The following is a 21,425-nucleotide window of genomic DNA, read 5'->3' as shown; positions in this document are numbered from 1 at the left end:
GGGGCACCTGTGGGGCGGGGCGGCCGACAGCCGCCGGGCCGTCAGCTCCAGCTGGCGTGCAGCGGCTTGCCCTCCGCGTAACCGGCGGCGCTCTGCACACCCACGATCGCCTTCTCGGCGAACTCCTCCAGCGAGGCGGCGCCCGCGTAGGTGCAGGAGGACCGCACGCCGGCGATGATCGAGTCGATCAAATCCTCCACACCGGGACGGGTGGGGTCGAGGAACATCCGCGAGGTGGAGATGCCCTCCTCGAAGAGCCCCTTGCGGGCACGGTCGTAGGCGGACTCCTCCGAGGTGCGGTTCTTGACCGCACGCGCCGAGGCCATGCCGAACGACTCCTTGTAGTACCGCCCGTCGGCGGACTGCTGGAGGTCGCCGGGCGACTCGTACGTCCCCGCGAACCACGACCCGATCATGACGTTGGACGCACCGGCGGCCAGGGCCATGGCCACATCGCGCGGGTGCCGGACGCCGCCGTCGGCCCAGACGTGCTTGCCGTGCTTCCTCGCCTCGGCGGCGCACTCCAGCACGGCGGAGAACTGGGGCCTGCCGACGCCGGTCATCATCCGGGTGGTGCACATCGCGCCGGGGCCCACACCGACCTTGATGATGTCGGCGCCCGCCTCGATCAGATCGCGTACACCCTCCGCCGCCACGACGTTGCCCGCGACGATCGGCACCTGCGGGTCGAGCGCGCGCACGGCGGCGACGGCGCTGATCATGGACTCCTGGTGGCCGTGCGCGGTGTCCACCACCAGGGTGTCGACGCCGGCGTCGAGGAGCTGCTTGGCCTTGCCGGCCACGTCGCCGTTGATGCCGACCGCGGCCGCGATGCGCAGCTTGCCGCTCGCGTCGGTCGCGGGGGTGTAGAGCGTCGCGCGGAGCGCGGCCTTACGGGTGAGGATGCCGACGAGCCGCCCGTCCGCGTCGACCGCGGGAGCGAGCTTGCGGTTGGCTCCGTCCAGCCTGTTGAAGGCCTCGCGCGGGTCGATCTCCGCGTCGAGCACGACGAGGTCCTTGGACATGACCTCGGACAGCTGGGTGAAGCGGTCGACACCGCTCAGGTCGTGGTCGGTGACGACGCCGACCGGCCGGTGCTCGGCATCGACGACGACACCGGCTCCGTGGGCCCGCTTGTGGAGGAGCGACAGCGCGTCGGCGACGGTCTGGCCGGGGGCCAGGACGATCGGCGTGTCGAGCACGAGGTGGCGCTTCTTGACCCAGCCGATGACCTCAGTGACGACCTCGATCGGGATGTCCTGGGGGATGACCACCAGTCCTCCGCGCCGGGCGATGGTCTCGGCCATCCGGCGGCCCGCGATGGCGGTCATGTTCGCGACGACGAGGGGGATGGTGGTGCCGCTGCCGTCGGGCGACGAGAGGTCGACGGCCTGGCGGGATCCGACCGCGGAACGGCCGGGGACCATGAAGACGTCGTCGTACGTCAGGTCGTACGGGACCGAGGGGGAGGCCGTGTAACGACCGGTGCCGGGTTCAAGAAAACGCATAACACCCATTTTTTCATACGAATCGGTGCAGGTCGCTTCCACGAAGACACAGCAATGCGCCCCCTCGTTCGTCGGTTCCTCCAAGGAGCCGCTTCGGGGACCGGGCAAGTGGAACCCTGCCTTACCCAGGGACCTTACCCGAACAGGATTCGAGCACTCCCGATCATTATCCCTGGACCAGGTGACGAAGGGTCAGGTAGCTTCAAATTCGCAGGTCTCTGCGGTAAAGGCAACGCCGCCCGTCCGCCGGAACACCTGCCACGCGCTCGACCGGAGAGGATGTGGGGTCTGCCTGTGGAGAGCGAACTGCCGGACATCTACTGCCCGTTCCCCCAGCGGAGTAATCCGCACGTGGAACACACCCGCGAGCACCTCGACACATGGACACGACGCACCGGCCTGGTCCACCGGGAGGCTGCCAGAGAACGGTTCGAGCAGGCCGACTTCGGCGCATTCGTCGGCATGGTCTACCCGACGGCGAACGGGGAGCATCTCGATCTGGTCGCCGACTGGTTCGTCTGGCTCTTCCTCGTCGACGACCAGCTGGACGACGGCCACCTCGGACGTGACCCCGAGCGGGTACGCCATGTGGTCGAACGCATGCGCGCCGTGGTCGAGGGCACCGCTCCCGGCCTTCTGCCGGGCGAGGAGGCTCCCGCCGCCGTCGTGGCCCTGATGGACCTGTGGGAACGTACGGTCCCCAAGGCCGCTCCGCACTGGCGCAGCCGGTTCTCGTGGCACCTCATGGCCTATCTGACGACGGCCACCACCTGGGAGGCGGGCAACCGCGCCGCCGACGTCGTGCCGTCCGAGGCCACCTACATCACCCGGCGCAGGCACACCGGCGCCATCCACGTCTGCATGGACCTGATCGAGATCGTGGCCGGCATCGGCGCGCCCGAGTGGGTCCACAACGATCCCCGCTTCATCACGGCGCTGGAAGCCTCCTGCAACGTCGTGTGCTGGGCGAACGACGTCTATTCCTACGAGAAGGAGCAGGTGCTCGGCGAGATCCACAACCTCGTCCACCTGGTCCGGCACCACCGGGGCTACGGCAAGCAGCAGGCACTCGAGCACGTGTGCGCCGAGATCGCCACCGAGACGGAACGGTTCCTCACGGCCGAGGAGGAGCTGCTCGAGCTGTACCCGCAGCTCGCGGGGGTGCTCGTGCCCTACCTCGACGGCATGCGGAGCTGGATGCGGGGCAATCTCGACTGGTCGCGGCAGACCCCGCGCTACAACCCGGACGCCGTCAGCCAGTACGCGGAGCCGGGGGCGTATCTGGAGGAGGCCGTACTGGGCGTGCGCGCGGAGCACGCGCGGCAGACGGCGGGCGAGAGCCGCTGAGGCCGGACGGCGCGGAGGCCGGGCACCCGTGCGGGTGCCCGGCCTCCGTGCCGTCCGGCTCGGCCGGCCTGATCCGTCTCAGTCGTCGGGGTCGGCCCGCTCCAGCGCCGGGCGCTGGCCCGCGGCGGACTCCGTCAGGAGGTAGTCGGCCGCCGCCGTGTCCGTGACGAGGCTGGTGACCAGACCCGAGCGGAGCACCGCGCCGATCGCCGCCGCCTTGCGCTGGCCACCGGCGATGGCCACCACCTCGGGAATCCGGCGCAGCCGGTCGGCCTCCACCGTGATGCACCGCTCGCCGAGATCCCGGCCGACCCTGCGGCCGTCGGAGTCGAAGAGGTGCGCCGACATCTCCGCGGCGACACCGAGCGAGGCGTAGTGGCCGCGCTCCTCGTCCGAGAGCATGTCGTGGACGGTGGAGATGCCCGGTTCCCACGACCCGATCGAGACCGCCGCCACCGTCACCTTGTCGAAGTACTCGAAGGCGCGTGCGATACCCGTCTGATGGCGCAGGGCGGCGGCCGTGGCCGGGTCGGGCAGCAGCATCGGGGCGTAGATGGGGTGCGCCTCGCCTCCGGACACCTGAGCCGCGCGACGCACCGCCTCGACCGAGCCGCGCTCCGCAGTCCCCGCGTCGTAGACGCCGGTCAGCTGCACGACCGTGCACGGCGGCAGCCGGTCGAGGGCCGCCGCCATGTGGATGGTGGAGCGGCCCCAGGCCAGGCCCAGCACGTCGCCCTCGTTCACCAGCTCACCGAGCAGCTCGGCCGCGACCTCACCGAGGTTCTCCGGGTCGGCGGCGTCGTCCTGCTCCTCCGCCGGGGATTCGACCACGACAGCGTGCCGCAGGCCGTAGCGTGCCCGGAGCGCGTCGGAGCGCTCCGCGTCGAGCTCCGCCGGTACCCGGATCTCGATCCGTACGAGATCACGCTCGAGGGCCGTCTCCAGAACCCTGGCCACCTTGAAGCGGCTGACGCCGAACTCCTCGGCGATCTGGATCTTCGACTTTCCCTCGAGGTAGAACCGGCGGGCCATGGCCGCCGCCTGCACCAGCTCCGCGGGTCCCATCCGCATGGCTGACCGACCCGCCGAGATGCCAGACACCGCGATCTCCTCACTGCTGTTCACACGCCCGATACGCCGTTCATCCTGTCAGATCCGGCGATCCTTGATCCGGCCCGTCGGGCCGCGTTCATCTGCTCTTGTCTCAGTGGCCGCACGCCCAGGCGGCAGCGGCCGTGGCCGTGTCCGCCTGCGCGCGCAGCGCACGCACCGCCTCGGCCGGGTCCTCGGCCCCGTACACGGCCGAACCCGCGACGAACACGTCCGCGCCGGCCTCGGCGCACCGCTCGATGGTGGAGGCGGAGACGCCGCCGTCGACCTGGAGCCACAGCTCGAGTCCGTGCTTGGAGATCAGCTCACGGGTGCGGCGGATCTTCGGCAGCATGATGTCCAGGAACGCCTGCCCGCCGAATCCCGGCTCCACGGTCATGATCAGCAGCATGTCGAGCTCGGGGAGCAGGTCCTCGTACGGCTCGATGGGCGTGGCGGGCTTCAGCGCCATGGAGGCGCGGGCCCCCTTGGCCCTGATCTCCCGCGCGAGCCGCACGGGCGCGGCGGCGGCCTCCGCGTGGAAGGTCACCGATCCCGCACCGGCCTCGACGTACTGCGGGGCCCAGCGGTCCGCGTCCTCGATCATCAGGTGGCAGTCCAGCGGGGTGTCCGTGGCCTTGCTCAGGGCCTCCACGATGGGCACCCCGAGCGTCAGGTTGGGCACGAAGTGGTTGTCCATGACATCGACATGGAGCCAGTCGGCGCCTTCGACGGCCTTCGCCTCCTCGGCGAGGCGGGCGAAGTCGGCGGACAGGATGCTGGGGTTGATCTGGGCCATGCACCCAAGCCTGCCATGCTCCGCGCCACTTCCCCGCCTCGGTGCGCCCCAAAGCCTCACGGGATCATTACGGTTCTCACGATCCCGGCCTTTTCGCCCCGCGATTCCGTCTCCCGGACCTGACCCGGGGGGCGGCACCGGCGGGCAGGTGGATCTCGCAGCCCTCACCGTTTCCCTTCCGGCCTCCGCCCGGCGAACCCTGCGGGCCCGCAGCAGCGGTCGGATCCGCCTCGGGCCGTACCAGGGCGCGGACAGCCTCTGGTGCCCGCCGTGAGGCTGTGTTAGAAACGCTGCGTGATCAGCGACCAGTTCCTGAGGGAGCGCCTCAGCATCGATCTCTGCCGCGTGACCAGCTGCTCCTGTTGAGCCTGGCCCGGCAGCGCTGAGCGCTTCCAGAACTGTGCGGCGTCGTCCGCCCGCCTTCCGGCCGCCCCTCGGGTGAGCCGGCGGTCCCCCTCCAGAACTCCGTCCGCGAGCCGGACCGGACCTGTGTCCGCGTACGGCAAGCAGGCACACCCACGTTCTGCGGGGCCCCTCCCCCGTTGCCGCGGGCGCCCTCGTCCGCGCCCCGCACCCGCCTGCCCGGCCCCGTCCGCCCTTGTCGGCGGCCGGGTGCCTTCGGCACCTCCCGACGGAGCCCGCCATGACCACACCCACGACTCAGAAGCGGCCGCCCGGCCCGGCACCCTCACGTGATCCCTCGGCCGTACCCCCGCCGAGCCGCCGCTCGCCCGGGAGAACCGCCGAGAGAACCGCACGGCTGCGGCGTGTGGGGCTGCGGCTCCTCGCACTGGCCGTGCTGCTCGCCCTCTGGCAGCTCGTCACCACCCTGCGCCTGTGGTCGCCGTTGCTGGTGCCGCCGCCGTCGGCCGTCTGGGACGCGCTCGTCGCGACGTCGGGCACCCACGACGGGGTACGCGGCTACCAGGGCCACACCCTGATCGAGCATCTGGGCATCAGCCTGCGCCGGATCGCGATCGGTGCCGGCGCCGGTGTCCTGGCCGGGCTCGTGGCCGGGGTGCTGATGGGCACGCTGCCCTGGGTGCGGGTGGTGTTCGAACCGGCGGTGGCCTTCCTCCGGACGCTTCCGCCGCTGGCCTACTTCAGCCTGCTGATCATCTGGTTCGGCATCGACGAGGCTCCCAAACTGTGGCTGCTGGCGATCGCCGCCATGCCGCCCGTGGCCGTCGCCACCGCGTCCGCCGTCGCCTCCGCTCCCGCCTCGCTGGTGGAGGCGGCGCGGGCCATCGGGGCCCGCCGCTCGCAGGTGGTGGCCTCCGTCGTCCTGCCGTCCGCGCTGCCGGAGATCCTGGTCGGCGTACGGCTGGCGTTCGGGATCGCGTACTCCTCGGTGGTCGCCGCCGAGACCGTCAACGGGCTGCCCGGCATCGGCGGCATGATCCGTGACGCCCAGCGCTACAACCAGTCCGACGTGGTCGTCCTCGGCCTCTTCGCGATCGGCGTCTCCGGCCTGCTGATCGACGCCCTGCTGCGGGGTGCCGAGAACCGTTTCGCCCCCTGGCGCAGGCTCTCGTGACCCTCCTGCGCCTCCCCACCCGAGCTCCCTCCCCCCGCGGATCCCACGATCGACGAACGAAGGACTACGTCATGCCCGGAACACGCGGTCTGCGCCGCACCTCCCTGCTCTTCGCGGCGCTGGGGGCGCTCGTCGTCACCACGGCCTGCGGTACCGGCGGTGGCGGAGGCGGTGACGACCAGGGCGGCGGCAGCACGATCCGGATCGGCTACCAGGCCTTCCCCAGCGGCGACCTGATCGTGAAGGAGAAGGGCCTGCTGGAGAAGGCCCTTCCCGACCACACCGTCAAGTGGATCAAATTCGACTCCGGGGCGAGCATCAACACCGCGTTCGTCGCCGGCTCGATCGATCTGGCCGCGATCGGCTCCAGCCCGGTGGCGCGCGGACTGTCCGAGCCGCTGAACATCCCGTACCAGGTCACCTGGGTCCTGGACGTCGCCGGTGACAACGAGGCGCTGGTGGCCCGGGACGGCTCCGGCATCGAGGACGTCGAGGACCTGGTGGGCCACAAGGTCGCCACCCCCTTCAGCTCCACCTCGCACTACAGCCTGCTGGCCGCGCTCGACGAGGCGGGAGTGGACACGTCCGAGGTCGAACTGCTCGACCTCGAACCGCAGGACATCGTCGCGGCCTGGTCGCGGGGGGACATCGACGCCGCCTACGTCTGGCTGCCCACGCTCGACGAACTCGGGAAGACCGGCGAGACCCTGCTCTCCAGCCGGGAACTGGCCGCGTCCGGGAAGCCGACCCTCGACCTCGGGGTGGCGTCCACCGCCTTCATCGAGAAGCAGCCCGAGGTGATCGCCGCCTGGCGCACGGCGCAGGCACAGGCCCTGGACCTCATCCATGACGACCCGTCTGCCGCCGCCGCGGCCGTCGGCAAGCAGCTCGGGATCGACCCGGGCGACGCCGCCGCCCAGCTGAAGCAGGGCATCTTCCTCAAGCCGGCCGAACAGGCGGACGACAAGTGGCTGGGCCGCCCCGGAAAGGTCGGCGGACTGGCGGAGAACCTGCACAGCGCGGCGGAGTTCCTGGCCGGGCAGAAGCAGATCCCCGCCGCACCGGAGCTCTCGGAGCTGGAGAAGGCCGTCTACGTGGAAGGGCTGAGCGATGCCGTCTCCGGCTGACCCCCGCGAGAGCAGCCGGGACGGCGCCCGGGAGGCCGGACCCGCGACCGTCACTCCCGCCGTCTCCGTCCGTGACGTGACCCATCGCTACGGTCGCGGCCCGGACACCGTCACGGCCCTCGGCCCGCTGTCGCTCGACGTCCCGGCCGGCGAGTTCCTGGTGCTCGTCGGCCCCTCCGGGAGCGGCAAGAGCACACTGCTGCGGCTGATCGCCGGCTTCGAACGGGCCTCGTCCGGCGACGTGAGCGTGCACGGCGGCGAGCCCGAGCCGGGGCGTCAGGCGGGAGTCGTCTTCCAGCAGCCACGACTGTTCCCCTGGCACACGGTCGGGGAGAACATCTCCCTGGCTCTGCGCTACGCGGGGATCCCCCGAGCCGAACGCCCGGCACGCGTCGAGGAGTTGCTGGAGCGGGTCGGGCTGGCCGGCACCGCCCGGCGCAGGACGTGGCAGATCTCCGGAGGCCAGCAGCAGCGGGTGGCCATCGCCCGGGCCCTCGCCGGCAGCAAGGACCTGCTCCTGCTGGACGAGCCGTTCGCCGCACTGGACGCGCTGACCCGTGAGCGGCTCCAGGAGGACCTGAGAACGGTGAGCGCGCGTACGGGGATCACGTCGGTCTTCGTCACGCACAGCGTGGACGAGGCCGTCTTCCTCGGCAGCCGCGCGGTCGTCCTGAGCGGTGGCCCGGGCACCGTCGCCCTGGACGTCCCGATCCCTCTGCCCCGTACGGGCGACGACGACCCGGACGGGCTGCGCGGACTGCCGGAGTACGCCGCACTGCGCGCCGAGATCGGCGCGGCCGTACGCGACGCGGCCCGCTGACCCCGGGGCCGCCCGTCCCGGCGGGCGGCCCCGCACACCCCCACGGAGACAGGAGTCCCCATGTCCCTCACCACGCCCCTCGGTCCCGCCTCCGCGCTGCGCTCCACCCGGCTGCCTCCGGACGGGCTGTACGAGGGCCCCCGCGAGCTGCGCAGGCTGGCGCCGGGTCAGCCCGACCGGCCCTACACGCTGTTCGACGTCGTACCGCTCGGGCCTGTCATCGGCGCGGAGATCGGCGGTGTCGACCTGACCCGTCCGCTCACGCCGGCCGTGCGCGCGGAGCTCGACCGGGCGCTGCTGGAGTGGAAGGTGCTCTTCTTCCGGGGGCAGCACCCCGGTTCGGCCGAGCAGCGTGCCTTCGCCCGCAACTGGGGCGAGCTGGAGACCAACCCCCTGCTGGCCACCGGCGACGATCCGGAGGTGGCGCGCTTCGACCGCTCGTCCACGCCGGGCTTCGAGAACGTCTGGCACACCGATGTGACGTTCCGCGAGCGGCCCGCGCTCGGCGCCGTACTGCACCTGCGCGAGGTGCCGCCCTACGGCGGGGACACGATGTGGGCCGACATGGCCGCCGCGTACGACAACCTTCCGCCGGAGACCAAGGCACGTCTGGAGGGGGCGCGGGCGGTGCACGACTTCGTGCCGGGGTTCGCGCGGTTCACCCCTCCGGAGCGGCTGCTCCCCTTCCAGGACCGCTTCCCGCCGGTCGAGCACCCGGTGGTGCGGACGCATCCCGCCACCGGGCGCCGGATGCTCTTCGTCAACACCTCGTTCACCACCCGGATCGTGGGCTGGGACCAGGAGGAGAGCGACCGGATGCTGCGCCTGCTCTTCCAGCAGGCACACGTCCCCGAGTACCAGGTGCGCTTCACCTGGCGCGCGGGTGACGTCGCGTTCTGGGACAACCGGGCCACACAGCACTACGCGGTGAACGACTACGCCCCGCACCGCAGGGTGGCCGAGCGTGTCGCCGTCGCCGGGGACCGCCCGCGCTGACCCCGGACCGCCCGCGACGCGGGCGCCCGTGCGGCGCCGCGTCGCGACGGTCCGGGCGAGGCTGCTCGTGCGGCACCGCGCCGTGTCAGCCCGTGCGGCGCAGCAGGGCCAGGTACATCGCGTCGGTGCCGTGCAGGTGCGGCCAGAGCTGGATGTCGGGCCCGTCGCCCAGCGCGGGAACTCCGGGGAGCAGCGGACGGGCGTCGACCCACTCGGCCTCGACCGGTGATCCTCCGCGTCCCTTGAGCACGTCCTCGACGACGACGCGCGTCTCGGCCAGATGCGGCGAGCAGGTCGCGTAACCGACCACCCCGCCGATGCGTACGGCCTTCAGCGCCTCGCGCAGCAGACCGCGCTGCAGGGGTGCGAAGCCCTCCAGGTCCTCGGGCCGGCGCCGCCAGCGGGATTCGGGGCGCCTGCGCAGTGCGCCGAGGCCGGAGCACGGGACGTCCATCAGGACCCGGTCGAAGGAGCCGGGCCGCCACGGCGGCCGGGTGCCGTCGGCGGTGATCACCTGGTACGGCCCGGGGTTGCCGGCGAGCGCGCGCTCGACGAGCCGGGCCCGGTGCGGCTGCTTCTCGGCTGCGAGCAGGGTCGCGCCGCGCTCGGCGGCCAGCGCGGCCAGCAGCGCGGCCTTGCCGCCCGGTCCCGCGCAGCCGTCGAGCCACCGGGTGTCCTCGCCCTCGACGGGCGCGGCGGCCAGGGCGGCGGCGACGAGCTGACTGCCCTCGTCCTGCACCCCGGCGCTGCCGTCCCGCACCGCGGCCAGGGCCCCCGGTTCGCCGCCCTCGGCCATCCGCACGGCGTACGGCGACCAGCGGCCGGGCAGGCCGCTCTCCTCGCCGAGGGCGTCAAGCAGCTCGTCGGGGGTCGAGCGGCCGGGGCGCGCCACCAGCGTGACCTCGGGCCGCTCGTTGTCCGCCTCCAGCAGGTCCTCGATCCCCGCGCGCCCTCCGCCGAGGGCGTCCCAGAGTGCGGAGACGACCCAGCGGGGGTGCGAGTGGACGACGGAGAGGTACTCCTCGGCGTCCTCCTCGTACGAGGGGGCGACGCGCTCCGTCCAGCCGTCGAGGTCGTGCGCGGTGACCTTGCGCAGCACGGCGTTGACGAACTTGGCGCGCCCCTCGCCCAGGACCACCCGGGCGAGCTCCACACTGGCCGAGACGGCCGCGTGGGTCGGGATGCGGGTGCCGAGCAGCTGGTGCACACCCATGTTGAGGACGTCGAGCACGGGCGGGTCCACCTCGCGCAGCGGCCGGTCGATGCAGGCGGCGACGATCGCGTCGTAGGTGCCCTGGCGGCGCAGCGTGCCGTAGACCAGCTCGGTCGCCAGCGCGGCGTCCCTGCCCTCGAAGTCGCCCTTGGCACGTGCCTTCTTCAGCAGCGGCGGGAGGACGAGGTTGGCGTAGGCGTCGCGCTCGTCGACGGCCCGGAGCACCTCGAAGGCGAGGAAGCGGACCGGGTCCTTCTTCGGGCGGCGGTGGGGCTTTGCGGGACGGCGACGCTGCTGGTCGTTCACGTGAAAGGTGCTCCGCTGATGGTGAGGGGGCGATCCCGTCCAGCGTACGTCGCCGGTTCCCGCCGGCCGGTCCCGAGGCCGCCGACGGGACTGGGCGGGACGGCCCGCCCCGAGGCCGCCGGCCGTCCCGGAGCCTCAGAGGCCCAGCAGCTCCCCGTGGGCGATGCGCACCCCGCGGGCCCAGTCGGCGGCGCGCATCGGCTTCTTCCCCTGCGGCTGCACCCACAGGAGCTCCACGGCGTGCGAGCCGGTGCCCACGTACACGTTGTTCTTGCCCACGGACAGCTCGCCCGGGGCCAGGTCCGTGCGGTCGAGGACGGGCGCGACCTGGACCAGCTTCAGGCGCTCCCCGCGGAAGAGGGTCCAGGCGCCGGGCGCGGGGGTGCAGCCGCGCACGACGCGGTCGACCCGGAGGGCGGGCGCGGACCACTGCACCTGGGCGTCCTCGACGGTGATCTTGGGGGCGAGCGTCACACCGTCGGCGGGCTGCGGGACGGCGTGCAGGGTGCCGTCCTCGATGCCGTCCATGGTCGCCGCGAGCAGCCCGGCGCCCGCGAAGGCGAGCCGGGTGAGGAGGTCGCCGCTGGTGTCGGTGGGGCGGACCTCCTCGGTCAGCACTCCGTACACGGGTCCCGAGTCCAGCCCCTCCTCGATCAGGAAGGTCGAGGCGCCGGTGACCTCGTCCCCGGCCATCACGGAGTGCTGCACGGGCGCGGCCCCACGCCAGGCGGGCAGCAGCGAGAAGTGGAGGTTCACCCAGCCCCGGGCCGGGACGTCCAGGGCGGTCCTGGGCAGCAGAGCGCCGTAGGCGACGACGGGACAGCAGTCGGGTGCGATCTCACGCAGCCGGGCCAGGAAGTCCTCGTCGCGCGGCCTGACCGGCTTGAGCACCTCGATCCCGGCCTCTTCGGCCCGCTCCGCCACGGGGCTGGCCACGAGCCGGCGCCCTCGCCCGGCGGGGGCGTCGGGGCGGGTCACCACGGCGGCCACCTCGTGGCGGCCGGAGGCGATCAGGGCGTCCAGGGCGGGAACGGCGACCTCGGGGGTGCCTGCGAAGACGAGCTTCATGGGTGGCGGACTGCCTCTCGGGCCGGAACGTACGTGGCGAGCAGCACACCAGTCTAGGGCCTCGCGTGAACCCGGCCACGGGGAGCGTACGCGGACGTCGTGCGCCCCGCGCACAGACACATACGCCCCTGTTGCGTGACCACATGGCCGGGTGACGCGTTGGTCAAGTGAGATTGACCGAAGTGGACCGCCTTCACGCGGTCCGATCCCTTTCAACGCCGGTTCGAGAGGCTTCTTCATGGCCGACCACGCAACCCACGACGCCCAAGCGCGTGCCAGCCTGCACCTGTTGGTGCGGGACATCGAGCGGGTCCGGCGGCAGGTGGACGCCCTGCGCACCCTCACTGCGCAGCTGGGCAACGTCTACCGTCCGCGCCGCTCCGGCCCGTCCGCGGGCTTCGTCGTCTACGGGAGGGCGCCGGCCCCGACGGTGCGACTGGCCCAGGAACTGCGGGACAGCGTCGAGACGCTGGTGACGGCGGCGGTGGACTTCGACCGTTCGCTGGGGTTCTCGTGGGACGCGGTGGGTTCCGCCCTGGGCGTCACCAAGCAGGCGGTGCACCGCCGTTACGGCGCGCGCCGCAACACCCCGCAGCCGGGGTCGGCGGAGGCGGCTGCCGAGACCGTGAACCGCCCGCTGCCCGCGGCGCCGAACTCCTCCCCCGCGCTGCCCTCCGTGCCCGCGGCCCGCTCCATGCCGCCGCAGCCCTCGGACCGCCCGGGAGCGTTCCCGGGGCCCCGCAACGGCTGAGAAGCGCCAGGGTCCGGGCCCGGGCGTCGTCAGCCGATGTCCAGGGGGTCGATCCTGATCCGTACCGGATCTCCGGTGCCCTTGGCCGTCCGGGCCGCCTGCGCCGTCTTCAGGGCGGTCGCCAGCGCCGCGCCCCGCCCCGGCGGAACCCTGATCAGCGCCCGCTCCCAGGTGTCTCCGGGCGGGGCGTCACCCTGCCTGCGGGGTCTGCCGGGAGCGACGCCCGGCACCTGCACCGGGCCGAGCACCTGCGCTTCCGGTGGCAGATCGGCACCCGCGAGGAAGGCGGCCACCGCCTCGGCGGGGCCTGTCACCGACGCCATCCGGGACACGGGCGGGAAACCGAGCTCGGCCCGTTCCGCGAGCTCTCGGCGGGCATGGCCGACCGGGTCCCAGCGGACCAGCGCCTGGACGGGCCGCAAGGTCGGTTCGGCCACGATCACGACCGTGCCCCCCTCCGGCTGGCCGCGCACCAGCGCGGCGGCCGCCGTCCAGCGCCGCAGCGCCTCCTCGCCGGCCCGCAGGTCGGGCCTGCCGACCATCGCCCAGCCGTCCAGGAGCAGTGCGGCCGCGTACCCGCCCTCGGCCACCGGTTCGGCCCCGGGGGTGCTGACGACCAGGGCGGGCTGTCCGGGCACGGAGTCCAGCACATGGTCGCGGCCCGACGTCCGCACGGGCACGGCCGGGAACGCCCGGCCCAGCTCCTCGGCGGTCCGGCGGGCCCCGACGATCTGCGCCCTCAGCCGCACACCACCGCAGGCGCCACAGCTCCAGGCCGTTTCGGCGCGCCCGCACCAGGCGCAGTCGAGCTCGCGCTGGTCCGGCGCCTCCAGGGGACCCGCGCAGTGCCGGCACCGCGCGGGTTCGCGGCAGCGCTCGCAGGCCAGTCTGGGGGCGTAACCCCTGCGCGGGACCTGGACGAGCACGGGCCCGCTGCGCAGTCCGTCCCGTACGGTCTGCCAGGCCAGGCTGGGCAGCCGCGCCGAGCGGGCCGCGCCGTCCCGTGCGAGCTCCCCGTCGCCGACCGTGCGGATCAGGGGAGCGGCGATCCGCAGCTGCTCCCGGTCCGCGCGCAGGGGCAGGGCCCAGCCGCTCTCGACCAGCTGGGCGGCCTCGACCGTGCAGTTCGTCCCGCCCAGCAGGAACGCACACCGTCCGTGCGCGGCCCGCAGCTCCAGAACCTCCCTGACGTGCGGGAAGGGGGCGTTGTCGTCGCTGTGGCTGGAGTCCCCGTCGTCCCAGACGGCCACCAGCCCGAGATCGGTGACGGGGGCGAACATGGCGGCCCTCGTGCCGACCACCGCACGCACCGATCCGCGCCGGACGGCGAGCCACTGGCGGTAGCGCTTCTCGGGGCCCGACTCGGCCGTCAGCAGCGCGTGCCGCCCCTCCCCCAGGACCCCGGTCAGAGCCGCGTCGACCCGCCCGGCACTGCGCCCGTCCGGTACGACGACGAGCGCGCCCCGGCCGGAGGCCAGGGTGGCGGCCACGGCGCGGGCGATCTCCTCGGGCCAGTGCGGTCCGGGCAGCGCGGTCCACACGGCGCGGGGCGCCCCGCCCTCCGCCAGAGCCCGCAGGAAACCGGGCCCCTGGGCATAGCGTTCCCAGGTCCCCGGCTCCGGAGCGGGCGGGGGCGGAAGGGGCGCGGGCGACGGCTTGGACTCGGCCCGGCCGTTCCTGGGCGGCACGGCGAGCTGCAGCACATCGGCGAGGCTGCCGGCATAGCGGTCGGCGACGGCCCTGGAGAGCTCCAGCAGCTCGGGCCCGAGCACCGGCTCGGGTGAGACGACGTAGGCCAGGGCGGCGAGGGCGCCCTGGTAGTCCGAGGAGGCGCGCCGCTCGATCAGGAAGCCGTCGATGAGACCGCCGCCCTCGCGCCGCCCGCCGCGTACCTGGCGGCCTCCGGCGCCGAAACGGACCCGGACGCGGACACCGGGCTGTGCCTCGGCGTCGAGCTCCTCCGGGACGGCGTAGTCGAAGTACTGGTCGAGGTGGAGCGCGCCCTTGTTCACCAGGACGCGGGCGACCGGCAGCTCCGTGGCGAGCGCCGCTCCCCGCCACGTCCTGGGCTTGGCGCGCGGTACCTTGGCCTGGCGCACCGTCTCCCGGATGAGCGCAAGCTGCTCCGGGGCCCCTGCGCCGGGGTCGTCGGACCGCTCGTTGTCGCTGCTCACAGCCAAATTCCTACCAGACGCCACCGACAGCGGCGCCGGACGGCGAAACGGCCCCCGAGATCAGGATCCGGCCGCGGCGGGTTTCTTTCACTGCGGGGACACCGCCCCGCTCCAGAAGTATCCGCAGCCTTCGCACCGGGAGCCGGAGCCATCATGCGGCACGGGACCCGCGCACCGCACACCGTTTTCCGGGCCCTGGCACACACCCGGGGCCCGGACTCCGCGTCGCGGTGTCCGGGCCCCGGGTGAGGAACGAAGGGCTCGGCTCAGAGCCCCGCCGCCTGGCGCAGCGCGTCCACGCGGTCGGTCCGCTCCCAGGTGAAGTCGGGGAGCTCCCGGCCGAAGTGGCCGTACGCCGCGGTCTGGGCGTAGATCGGACGGAGCAGGTCGAGGTCGCGGATGATCGCGGCCGGGCGGAGGTCGAAGACCTCGCCGATGGCGTGCTCGATCTTCTCCGTGTCGACCGCGGCGGTGCCGAAGGTCTCGACGAACAGGCCCACGGGCTCGGCCTTGCCGATCGCGTAGGCGACCTGGACCTCGCACCGGGTGGCGAGGCCGGCCGCGACGACGTTCTTGGCGACCCAGCGCATGGCGTAGGCGGCCGAGCGGTCCACCTTGGACGGGTCCTTGCCCGAGAAGGCGCCGCCGCCGTGGCGGGCCATGCCGCCGTAGGTGTCGATGATGATCTTGCGGCCGGTCAGACCGGCGTCGCCCATCGGGCCACCGATCTCGAAGCGCCCGGTCGGGTTCACCAGGAGGCGGTAGCCCTCGGTGTCGAGCTTGATGCCGTCCTCGATGAGCTGCGCCAGGACGTGCTCCACGACGAACTCGCGGATGTCGGGCGCGAGCAGCGAGTCGAGGTCGATGTCGGAGGCGTGCTGCGAGGAGACGACGACGGTGTCGAGGCGGACGGCCTTGTCGTCGTCGTACTCGATGGTGACCTGGGTCTTGCCGTCGGGGCGCAGGTACGGGATGGTCCCGTTCTTGCGGACCTCGGACAGCCGGCGCGAGAGGCGGTGCGCGAGGTAGATCGGGAGCGGCATCAGCTCGGGCGTCTCGTCGCAGGCGTAGCCGAACATCAGCCCCTGGTCGCCGGCACCCTGCTTGTCGAGCTCGTCCTCGTCGCCCTCGACACGCTTCTCGTACGCCGTGTCGACGCCCTGGGCGATGTCCGGGGACTGCGCCCCGATGGACACGGAGACGCCGCAGGAGGCTCCGTCGAAGCCCTTCTTGGAGGAGTCGTAGCCGATCTCCAGGACCTTGTTGCGCACGAGGTTGGGGATGTCGGCGTAGGCCTTGGTCGTGACCTCACCCGCGACATGCACCAGACCAGTGGTGATCAGGGTCTCGACGGCGACGCGCGAGGAAGGGTCCTCGCGCAGGAGCGCGTCCAGAATCGTGTCGCTGATCTGGTCAGCGATCTTGTCGGGGTGGCCCTCGGTGACGGACTCCGAGGTGAAGAGACGGCGGGACACATCGCTCCCTGGGGTTGCAGCGGCTGCTGGCTGATCATTGGTGGACCGCCGGGAGCTGCGCCCGGCACATTCCGTCGACCAGTTTATCGGTCGCTCCCGGTGAATGGGCGACACGTCTCGCCCCTTGGAGGGTCTGTGACCTGCGGCACCGTTGACGGCAGTACGAAAATCCGCCCTTTCGGGGGCACAATAAGGCTGATTGTCGTGAGATTCCTCCCAGTCGGTCCGGTCTAGCCGGTCTGGCCGAAACGGGCCGCCACCAGGTCCCACACCGTGTCGGCGAGCGCTTCCTTGGGACCGTACGGCACAGCGGTCTCCGCACCGTCCGACGCGAGCACGACCGCCTCGTTCTCCTCCGATCCGAAGGTCTTGCGCTCCCCCACCTCGTTGACGACGAGGAGGTCGCAGCCCTTGCGGCGGAGCTTTGCGCGGCCGTTGGCGAGGACGTCGTCCGTCTCGGCGGCGAAGCCCACGACGATCTGTCCCGGCCGGGCACGCTCCGCGGCGACCTCGGCGAGGATGTCGGGGTTGCGGACGAGGGCGATGGGCGCGGGCTCCTGGCCGTCCTTCTTCTTGATCTTGCCCGAGGCGTAGACGGCAGGCCGGAAGTCGGCGACCGCCGCGGCCATCACCACGACATCGGCGTCGGCCGCGGCCTTCAGCACGGCTTCGCGCAGCTGTACGGCGGTCCCGGCGTGCAGGACGTCGGCGCCCGCCGGGTCGGGGAGCCCGGTGTTGGCCTCGACGAGGGTCACCCGGGCGCCACGGGCGACCGCCGTGCGGGCCAGGGCGTACCCCTGCTTGCCGGAGGAGCGGTTGCCCAGGTAGCGGACCGGGTCGAGCGGCTCACGGGTGCCGCCCGCGCTGATCACCACGTGCCGGCCGGCGAGGTCGGCCGCCACGGGACCACGGGCCAGGACGCCCCGGCAGACCTCGAAGATCTCCCCGGGGTCCGGCAGCCTGCCCTTGCCCGTGTCCACGCCGGTGAGCCTGCCCACGGCGGGCTCGATGACGACGGCGCCCCGGCGGCGGAGGGTGGCGACGTTCTCCTGGGTGGCGGGGTGCTCCCACATCTCCGTGTGCATGGCGGGCGCGAAGACGACCGGACAGCGTGCGGTGAGCAGGGTGTTCGTCAGGAGGTCGTCGGCGAGGCCGTGGGCGGCCTTGGCGAGCATGTCCGCGGTCGCGGGAGCGACCACCACGAGATCGGCGGCCTGGCCGATCCTGACGTGCGGCACCTCGTGCACACCGTCCCAGACCTCGGTCGACACCGGGTTTCCGGAGAGGGCGGACCAGGTCGCCGCTCCGACGAAGTTCAGCGACGCGGCGGTCGGGACGACCCGGACGTCGTGGCCGGACTCGGTCAGCCTGCGCAGCAGCTCGCACGCCTTGTACGCGGCGATGCCTCCGCTGACCCCCAGGACGACCTTCGGCTTCTCCACTGCGTCTCCCCGCACTCGTGTCTCCGCGCACTCGCGTGCGGCCTCATGACGTACGCACTCCATGCTGCCTCACCGTGCCCTCGGCACTGCGGCGGGCCTGGCTGCGGACACACCACAGGCCCGGCGGACGCGGCCGCCGGGCCTGTGGTGAAGGTGCGTTTCCTGCATACCGCCTGACTACTGCGCGGGGCCCTCGATGGCCTCGGAGGTCAGCAGGCCCGCGTTGATCTCGCGGAGCGCGATCGAGAGCGGCTTCTCGTGCACGTGGGTGTCGACGAGCGGACCGACGTACTCGAGGAGGCCTTCACCGAGCTGCGAGTAGTACGCGTTGATCTGGCGCGCGCGCTTGGCGGCGTAGATCACGAGGCTGTACTTCGAGTCGGTGGCTTCGAGGAGCTCATCAATCGGCGGGTTGATGATGCCCTCGGGCGTGGTGATGGAAGAGGACACTCTCTGCCTTCCGAAGGGGATAGAGATCAAAGAGATCTTTGATCGTGCTGGGTTCCGCAGTGGTGCTGCTCTGCGTCCGTGGACCGGTGAGGACCTGTGAGGTCAGCCGTCGGTGCCGCGGAGGCCGGAAGCCTGCAGCATCAACGTTAGCAGCTCGCGTGCGACGTCCTCGACGGAGGTGTTGACGAGCGTCGTGTCGAACTCGGCCTCGGCGGCCAGTTCGATCTTCGCCGCGGCGAGCCGGCGTTCGATCACGTCGGACGCCTCCGTCCCCCGGCCGGTGAGCCGGCGCACCAGCTCGTCCCAGCTGGGCGGCGCGAGGAAGACGAGCCGGGCGTCCGGCATCGACTGACGGACCAGCCTGGCGCCCTGCAGATCGATCTCCAGCAGCACCGGCTCACCCGCCTCCAGGCGGTCGAGCACCGCCCTGCGGGGGGTGCCGTAACGGTTGCCCGCGAATTCGGCCCACTCCAGCAGTTCGCCGTTGGCGATCAGCTTGTCGAACTCCTCGTCGTCCACGAAGAAGTAGTGGACGCCGTTGCGCTCGCCGGGGCGGGGCTTACGCGTCGTGGCGGACACCGAGAGCCAGACCTCGGGGTGAACCTTGCGCATATGAGCGACGACCGTGCTCTTACCGACCCCGGAGGGGCCGGAGAGCACGGTCAGCCGCGGACGTGCGTCCGGGGGTACGGGGGACGTCCCCCGGGATGTTGCAGCCATGGGGCGATTATCCCCGTTCTCAGGAGTGCCTGAGAACGTCAGGCGGCGCTGCCGCCGAACTCACGCTCCAGGGATGCGATCTGGTTGGAGCCGAGACCCCGGACCCGGCGGCTCTCGGAGATGCCGAGCCGCTCCATGATCTGCTTGGCGCGGACCTTGCCCACGCCCGGCAGGGACTCGAGAAGAGCGGAGACCTTCATCTTGCCGATGACGTCGTTCTCCTGGCCCTGCTTGATGACCTCATGGAGCGAGGCGCCGGAGTGCTTGAGTCGATTCTTGACCTCGGCCCGCTCCCGGCGAGCCGCGGCGGCCTTTTCGAGCGCGGCTGCGCGCTGTTCAGGGGTAAGGGGCGGAAGAGCCACGCCTACGTCACCTCGGATGTCGATCTGTCGGATACGGACCCGGTGAGGAACCTTGTGGCCCCACACCTGGTGAGCAACGAACAACGCGTGCTCGTTGGCTCTCGACGGAGACTAGCGGCCATGGCCGCCTGAGTCAGCGAGAACAGACGAAAAGTCCTGGTCAGCCTTGGCCGACCGGGACATTTCGGCCATAACAACCCGGAATTCTGGTCAGGATTCCGTCAACAGCCTGTTACGTGGCATCGTCAGCCTTCCGAGACGGCCGCACGGACCTCGTCCGCGAACCGTCCGGCGGCTTCGCGCAGCCCTGACGCGTCCGGTCCGTGGCGCAGCACGCCCCGGCTCACGCTCGGCACCACGTTGCCCACGGCGGCGCCGAAGACCCGGGGAAGATCCGCGGGGGTCGCGCCCTGGGCTCCGATGCCGGGAGCGAGCAGCGGACCGTTGATCGACAGATCGGCCCCCGCGTCCCCGAGCGTGGCACCCACCACCGCGCCGACGGACCCGAGCGGCGTCGCGCCGGCGTTCTCGGCCGCCATGTGGTCGAGCATCAGCTGGGCCAGCGAGCGCCCGTCCGCGGCGGTGGCGCGCTGGACCTCCGCGCCCTCCGGGTTGGAGGTGAGCGCGAGCACGAAGACGCCCGCGCCGGAGACGGCCGCGGCGTCGAGCGCCGGGCGCAGCGAGCCGAAGCCGAGGTAGGGCGAGACGGTGACCGCGTCGGAGAAGAGCGGCGAGTCCTTGTCGAGGTAGGTGGCCGCGTAGGCCCCCATCGTGGAGCCGATGTCGCCGCGCTTGGCGTCCATGAGCACCAGGGCCCCGGCCGCGCGGGCCTCCTCGACAGCCTTCTCCAGGACGGCGATGCCGCGCGAGCCGAAGCGCTCGAAGAAGGCGGACTGCGGCTTCAGCACGGCGACACGGTCGGCCAGGGCGTCGACGACCGTACGCGTGAAGCGCTCCAGCCCCGCGATGTCGTCGTTCAGGCCCCAGGAGGCGAGCAGGGAGGCGTGCGGGTCGATGCCGACGCAGAGCGGCCCGCGGGTGTCCATGGCGTGGCGCAGGCGCGCGCCGAAGGGTTCGAGGGTCACTGCATGACCTTCCGTGTCTCGGCGCCGACGGCTTCGGCGAGGGTGGCGTACGGGGAGGCGGCCAGCCGGGCGGCCAGGCCCTTGTGGATCGCGCGGGCGTAGAACGGGCCCTCGTAGATGAAGGCGCTGTAGCCCTGCACCAGCGTGGCGCCGGCGAGGATGCGTTGCCAGGCGTCCTCGGCGTTCTCGACGCCCCCGACGCCCACGAGGGTGAGCCGGGTCCCCACGCGGGCGTACAGGCGGCTCAGGACCTCCAGGGAGCGCTCCTTGAGGGGTGCGCCGGAGAGCCCGCCGGTCTCCTGGACCAGGGAGGCGTCGGACTTCAGGCCCAGGCCGTCGCGGGCGATGGTGGTGTTGGTGGCGATGATGCCGTCCAGGCCGAGCTCGACGGCGAGGTCGGCGACCGCGTCGACGTCCTCGTCCGCGAGGTCCGGGGCGATCTTGACGAGCAGCGGGACCCGCCGGCCGGTGACGGTGCGGTCCGCTGCCTCGCGCACGGCGGTGAGCAGCGGGCGGAGCGCCTCGGTGGCCTGGAGGTTGCGCAGGCCGGGGGTGTTCGGCGAGGAGACGTTCACGACGAGGTAGTCGGCGTGGGCGGCGAGCCGCTCGGTGGACTTCACGTAGTCGCCCACGGCCTCGTCCTCGGGGACCACCTTGGTCTTGCCGATGTTGACGCCGACGGTCGTGCGGAAGACCGGGGTGCGGGCGGCGAGGCGCTCCGCCACGGCCGCGGAGCCCTCGTTGTTGAAGCCCATGCGGTTGATCAGGGCCCGGTCGGCCACGAGGCGGAACAGCCGCTTCTTCGGGTTGCCGGGCTGCGGCTCGCCGGTGACCGTGCCGATCTCGACGTGGTCGAAGCCGAGCATCGACATGCCGTCGATCGCGACGGCGTTCTTGTCGAAGCCGGCGGCGAGCCCGAAGGGTCCGTGCATCCGCAGGCCGAAGGCCTCGGTGCGCAGCTCCTCGTAGCGGGGGGCGAAAGCGGCGGCGGTGAAGGTGCGCAGCACGGGGATGCGCGCGGCGAGGCGGATCCAGCGGAAGGCCAGGTGGTGGGCCTGCTCCGGGTCCATCCGCTTGAAGACGAGGCGGAAGAAGAGTGTGTAGATCACGGGTGTCCTCATGAAGAGGGGGACACCGTTTCCGGTGTCCCCCTGTG

The 21,425-nt window shown here is 72.2% G+C and carries 19 protein-coding genes; 6 read left to right on the top strand and 13 right to left on the bottom strand.

The window, feature by feature from the left end; genetic code table 11:
* Nucleotides 1–41: 41 nt before the first annotated feature.
* Nucleotides 42–1,508 (bottom strand): GuaB1 family IMP dehydrogenase-related protein, encoded by a 1,467-nt coding sequence (locus tag ACFYQ6_RS26145; protein ID WP_361574207.1) that lies wholly within the window; start codon nt 1,506–1,508, stop codon nt 42–44.
* Nucleotides 1,509–1,802: 294 nt separating this feature from the next.
* Here ACFYQ6_RS26145 and ACFYQ6_RS26140 point away from each other — a divergent pair, with 294 nt between their 5' ends.
* Nucleotides 1,803–2,855, top strand: a complete 1,053-nt coding sequence (locus ACFYQ6_RS26140) for a terpene cyclase (RefSeq protein WP_361574209.1) — start codon at nt 1,803–1,805, stop codon at nt 2,853–2,855.
* A 78-nt stretch (nt 2,856–2,933) separates the two neighbouring features.
* On the opposite strand, the gene ACFYQ6_RS26135 is transcribed toward ACFYQ6_RS26140, so the two are convergent.
* Both ACFYQ6_RS26135 and rpe read right to left on the bottom strand, forming a co-directional pair.
* The gene (locus ACFYQ6_RS26135) at nt 2,934–3,920 is read right to left on the bottom strand and encodes a sugar-binding transcriptional regulator (RefSeq protein WP_187327288.1); all 987 of its coding nucleotides are present in this window, start codon (nt 3,918–3,920) and stop codon (nt 2,934–2,936) included.
* A 139-nt stretch (nt 3,921–4,059) separates the two neighbouring features.
* Nucleotides 4,060–4,743: a ribulose-phosphate 3-epimerase gene (gene rpe / locus ACFYQ6_RS26130; protein WP_361574211.1), complete on the bottom strand. Its 684-nt coding sequence runs from the start codon at nt 4,741–4,743 to the stop codon at nt 4,060–4,062.
* Between the two features lie 643 nt (nt 4,744–5,386).
* On the opposite strand from rpe, the gene ACFYQ6_RS26125 reads away from it, so the two are divergent.
* The 4 genes from ACFYQ6_RS26125 (at nt 5,387) to ACFYQ6_RS26110 (ending at nt 9,223) form a co-directional block, all read left to right on the top strand.
* Entirely contained in the window at nt 5,387–6,280 is an 894-nt protein-coding gene (locus ACFYQ6_RS26125) for an ABC transporter permease (protein ID WP_361574213.1), read from the top strand.
* A gap of 71 nt (nt 6,281–6,351) precedes the next feature.
* Nucleotides 6,352–7,407 carry an ABC transporter substrate-binding protein gene (locus ACFYQ6_RS26120; protein WP_361574215.1) on the top strand — a complete coding sequence of 352 codons (1,056 nt, stop codon included), beginning with the start codon at nt 6,352–6,354 and terminating at the stop codon, nt 7,405–7,407.
* Nucleotides 7,391–8,227: an ABC transporter ATP-binding protein gene (locus tag ACFYQ6_RS26115; protein ID WP_388765163.1), complete on the top strand. Its 837-nt coding sequence runs from the start codon at nt 7,391–7,393 to the stop codon at nt 8,225–8,227. The genes ACFYQ6_RS26120 and ACFYQ6_RS26115 overlap by 17 nt, the downstream gene beginning before the upstream one ends.
* 60 nt (nt 8,228–8,287) lie before the next feature.
* Nucleotides 8,288–9,223 carry a TauD/TfdA family dioxygenase gene (locus tag ACFYQ6_RS26110; RefSeq protein ID WP_361574219.1) on the top strand — a complete coding sequence of 312 codons (936 nt, stop codon included), beginning with the start codon at nt 8,288–8,290 and terminating at the stop codon, nt 9,221–9,223.
* A gap of 85 nt (nt 9,224–9,308) precedes the next feature.
* Here ACFYQ6_RS26110 and ACFYQ6_RS26105 read toward each other — a convergent pair whose 3' ends face one another.
* Nucleotides 9,309–10,742: a transcription antitermination factor NusB gene (locus ACFYQ6_RS26105; protein WP_361574221.1), complete on the bottom strand. Its 1,434-nt coding sequence runs from the start codon at nt 10,740–10,742 to the stop codon at nt 9,309–9,311.
* A gap of 135 nt (nt 10,743–10,877) precedes the next feature.
* The gene (gene fmt / locus ACFYQ6_RS26100) at nt 10,878–11,810 is read right to left on the bottom strand and encodes a methionyl-tRNA formyltransferase (RefSeq protein ID WP_361574223.1); all 933 of its coding nucleotides are present in this window, start codon (nt 11,808–11,810) and stop codon (nt 10,878–10,880) included.
* A 238-nt stretch (nt 11,811–12,048) separates the two neighbouring features.
* On the opposite strand from fmt, the gene ACFYQ6_RS26095 reads away from it, so the two are divergent.
* Nucleotides 12,049–12,561: a hypothetical protein gene (locus tag ACFYQ6_RS26095; RefSeq protein ID WP_361574225.1), complete on the top strand. Its 513-nt coding sequence runs from the start codon at nt 12,049–12,051 to the stop codon at nt 12,559–12,561.
* A gap of 29 nt (nt 12,562–12,590) precedes the next feature.
* Here ACFYQ6_RS26095 and ACFYQ6_RS26090 read toward each other — a convergent pair whose 3' ends face one another.
* From ACFYQ6_RS26090 to ACFYQ6_RS26055, 8 genes are all read right to left on the bottom strand, one after another.
* Nucleotides 12,591–14,735: a primosomal protein N' gene (locus tag ACFYQ6_RS26090; RefSeq protein WP_388765159.1), complete on the bottom strand. Its 2,145-nt coding sequence runs from the start codon at nt 14,733–14,735 to the stop codon at nt 12,591–12,593.
* 266 nt (nt 14,736–15,001) lie between these two features.
* Nucleotides 15,002–16,210: a methionine adenosyltransferase gene (metK, locus tag ACFYQ6_RS26085; RefSeq protein ID WP_361574229.1), complete on the bottom strand. Its 1,209-nt coding sequence runs from the start codon at nt 16,208–16,210 to the stop codon at nt 15,002–15,004.
* Between the two features lie 230 nt (nt 16,211–16,440).
* A complete protein-coding gene (gene coaBC / locus ACFYQ6_RS26080) occupies nt 16,441–17,652 on the bottom strand; it encodes a bifunctional phosphopantothenoylcysteine decarboxylase/phosphopantothenate--cysteine ligase CoaBC (RefSeq protein ID WP_361574231.1) in 1,212 nt (403 codons plus the stop codon).
* 177 nt (nt 17,653–17,829) lie between these two features.
* Nucleotides 17,830–18,102 (bottom strand): DNA-directed RNA polymerase subunit omega, encoded by a 273-nt coding sequence (gene rpoZ / locus ACFYQ6_RS26075; RefSeq protein WP_003970369.1) that lies wholly within the window; start codon nt 18,100–18,102, stop codon nt 17,830–17,832.
* A 102-nt stretch (nt 18,103–18,204) separates the two neighbouring features.
* Entirely contained in the window at nt 18,205–18,822 is a 618-nt protein-coding gene (gene gmk, locus ACFYQ6_RS26070) for a guanylate kinase (protein ID WP_388765156.1), read from the bottom strand.
* Between the two features lie 38 nt (nt 18,823–18,860).
* Nucleotides 18,861–19,184, bottom strand: a complete 324-nt coding sequence (locus ACFYQ6_RS26065) for an integration host factor (RefSeq protein ID WP_014157387.1) — start codon at nt 19,182–19,184, stop codon at nt 18,861–18,863.
* Between the two features lie 245 nt (nt 19,185–19,429).
* Nucleotides 19,430–20,269: an orotidine-5'-phosphate decarboxylase gene (gene pyrF, locus ACFYQ6_RS26060; protein ID WP_361574235.1), complete on the bottom strand. Its 840-nt coding sequence runs from the start codon at nt 20,267–20,269 to the stop codon at nt 19,430–19,432.
* Entirely contained in the window at nt 20,266–21,375 is a 1,110-nt protein-coding gene (locus tag ACFYQ6_RS26055; protein ID WP_361574926.1) for a quinone-dependent dihydroorotate dehydrogenase, read from the bottom strand. The genes pyrF and ACFYQ6_RS26055 overlap by 4 nt, the downstream gene beginning before the upstream one ends.
* Between the last annotated feature and the right edge of the window lie 50 nt (nt 21,376–21,425).

Source organism: Streptomyces sp. NPDC005494, from assembly GCF_042872025.1.
Classification (GTDB): Bacteria; Actinomycetota; Actinomycetes; order Streptomycetales; family Streptomycetaceae; genus Streptomyces.
Note: the sequence above shows the minus strand (reverse complement) of the source record. Positions and strands in the feature narration are given on the sequence as shown.

Coding starts and splice junctions, on each gene's coding strand:
- ACFYQ6_RS26125 (WP_361574213.1), top strand. CDS start 5,387: ATGACCACACCCACGACTCAGAAGCGGCCGCCCGGCCCGGCACCCTCA.
- rpe (WP_361574211.1), bottom strand. CDS start 4,743: ATGGCCCAGATCAACCCCAGCATCCTGTCCGCCGACTTCGCCCGCCTC.
- gmk (WP_388765156.1), bottom strand. CDS start 18,822: ATGGCTGCAACATCCCGGGGGACGTCCCCCGTACCCCCGGACGCACGT.
- fmt (WP_361574223.1), bottom strand. CDS start 11,810: ATGAAGCTCGTCTTCGCAGGCACCCCCGAGGTCGCCGTTCCCGCCCTG.
- ACFYQ6_RS26120 (WP_361574215.1), top strand. CDS start 6,352: ATGCCCGGAACACGCGGTCTGCGCCGCACCTCCCTGCTCTTCGCGGCG.
- ACFYQ6_RS26115 (WP_388765163.1), top strand. CDS start 7,391: ATGCCGTCTCCGGCTGACCCCCGCGAGAGCAGCCGGGACGGCGCCCGG.
- ACFYQ6_RS26135 (WP_187327288.1), bottom strand. CDS start 3,920: ATGGGACCCGCGGAGCTGGTGCAGGCGGCGGCCATGGCCCGCCGGTTC.
- ACFYQ6_RS26095 (WP_361574225.1), top strand. CDS start 12,049: ATGGCCGACCACGCAACCCACGACGCCCAAGCGCGTGCCAGCCTGCAC.
- ACFYQ6_RS26110 (WP_361574219.1), top strand. CDS start 8,288: ATGTCCCTCACCACGCCCCTCGGTCCCGCCTCCGCGCTGCGCTCCACC.
- ACFYQ6_RS26145 (WP_361574207.1), bottom strand. CDS start 1,508: ATGCGTTTTCTTGAACCCGGCACCGGTCGTTACACGGCCTCCCCCTCG.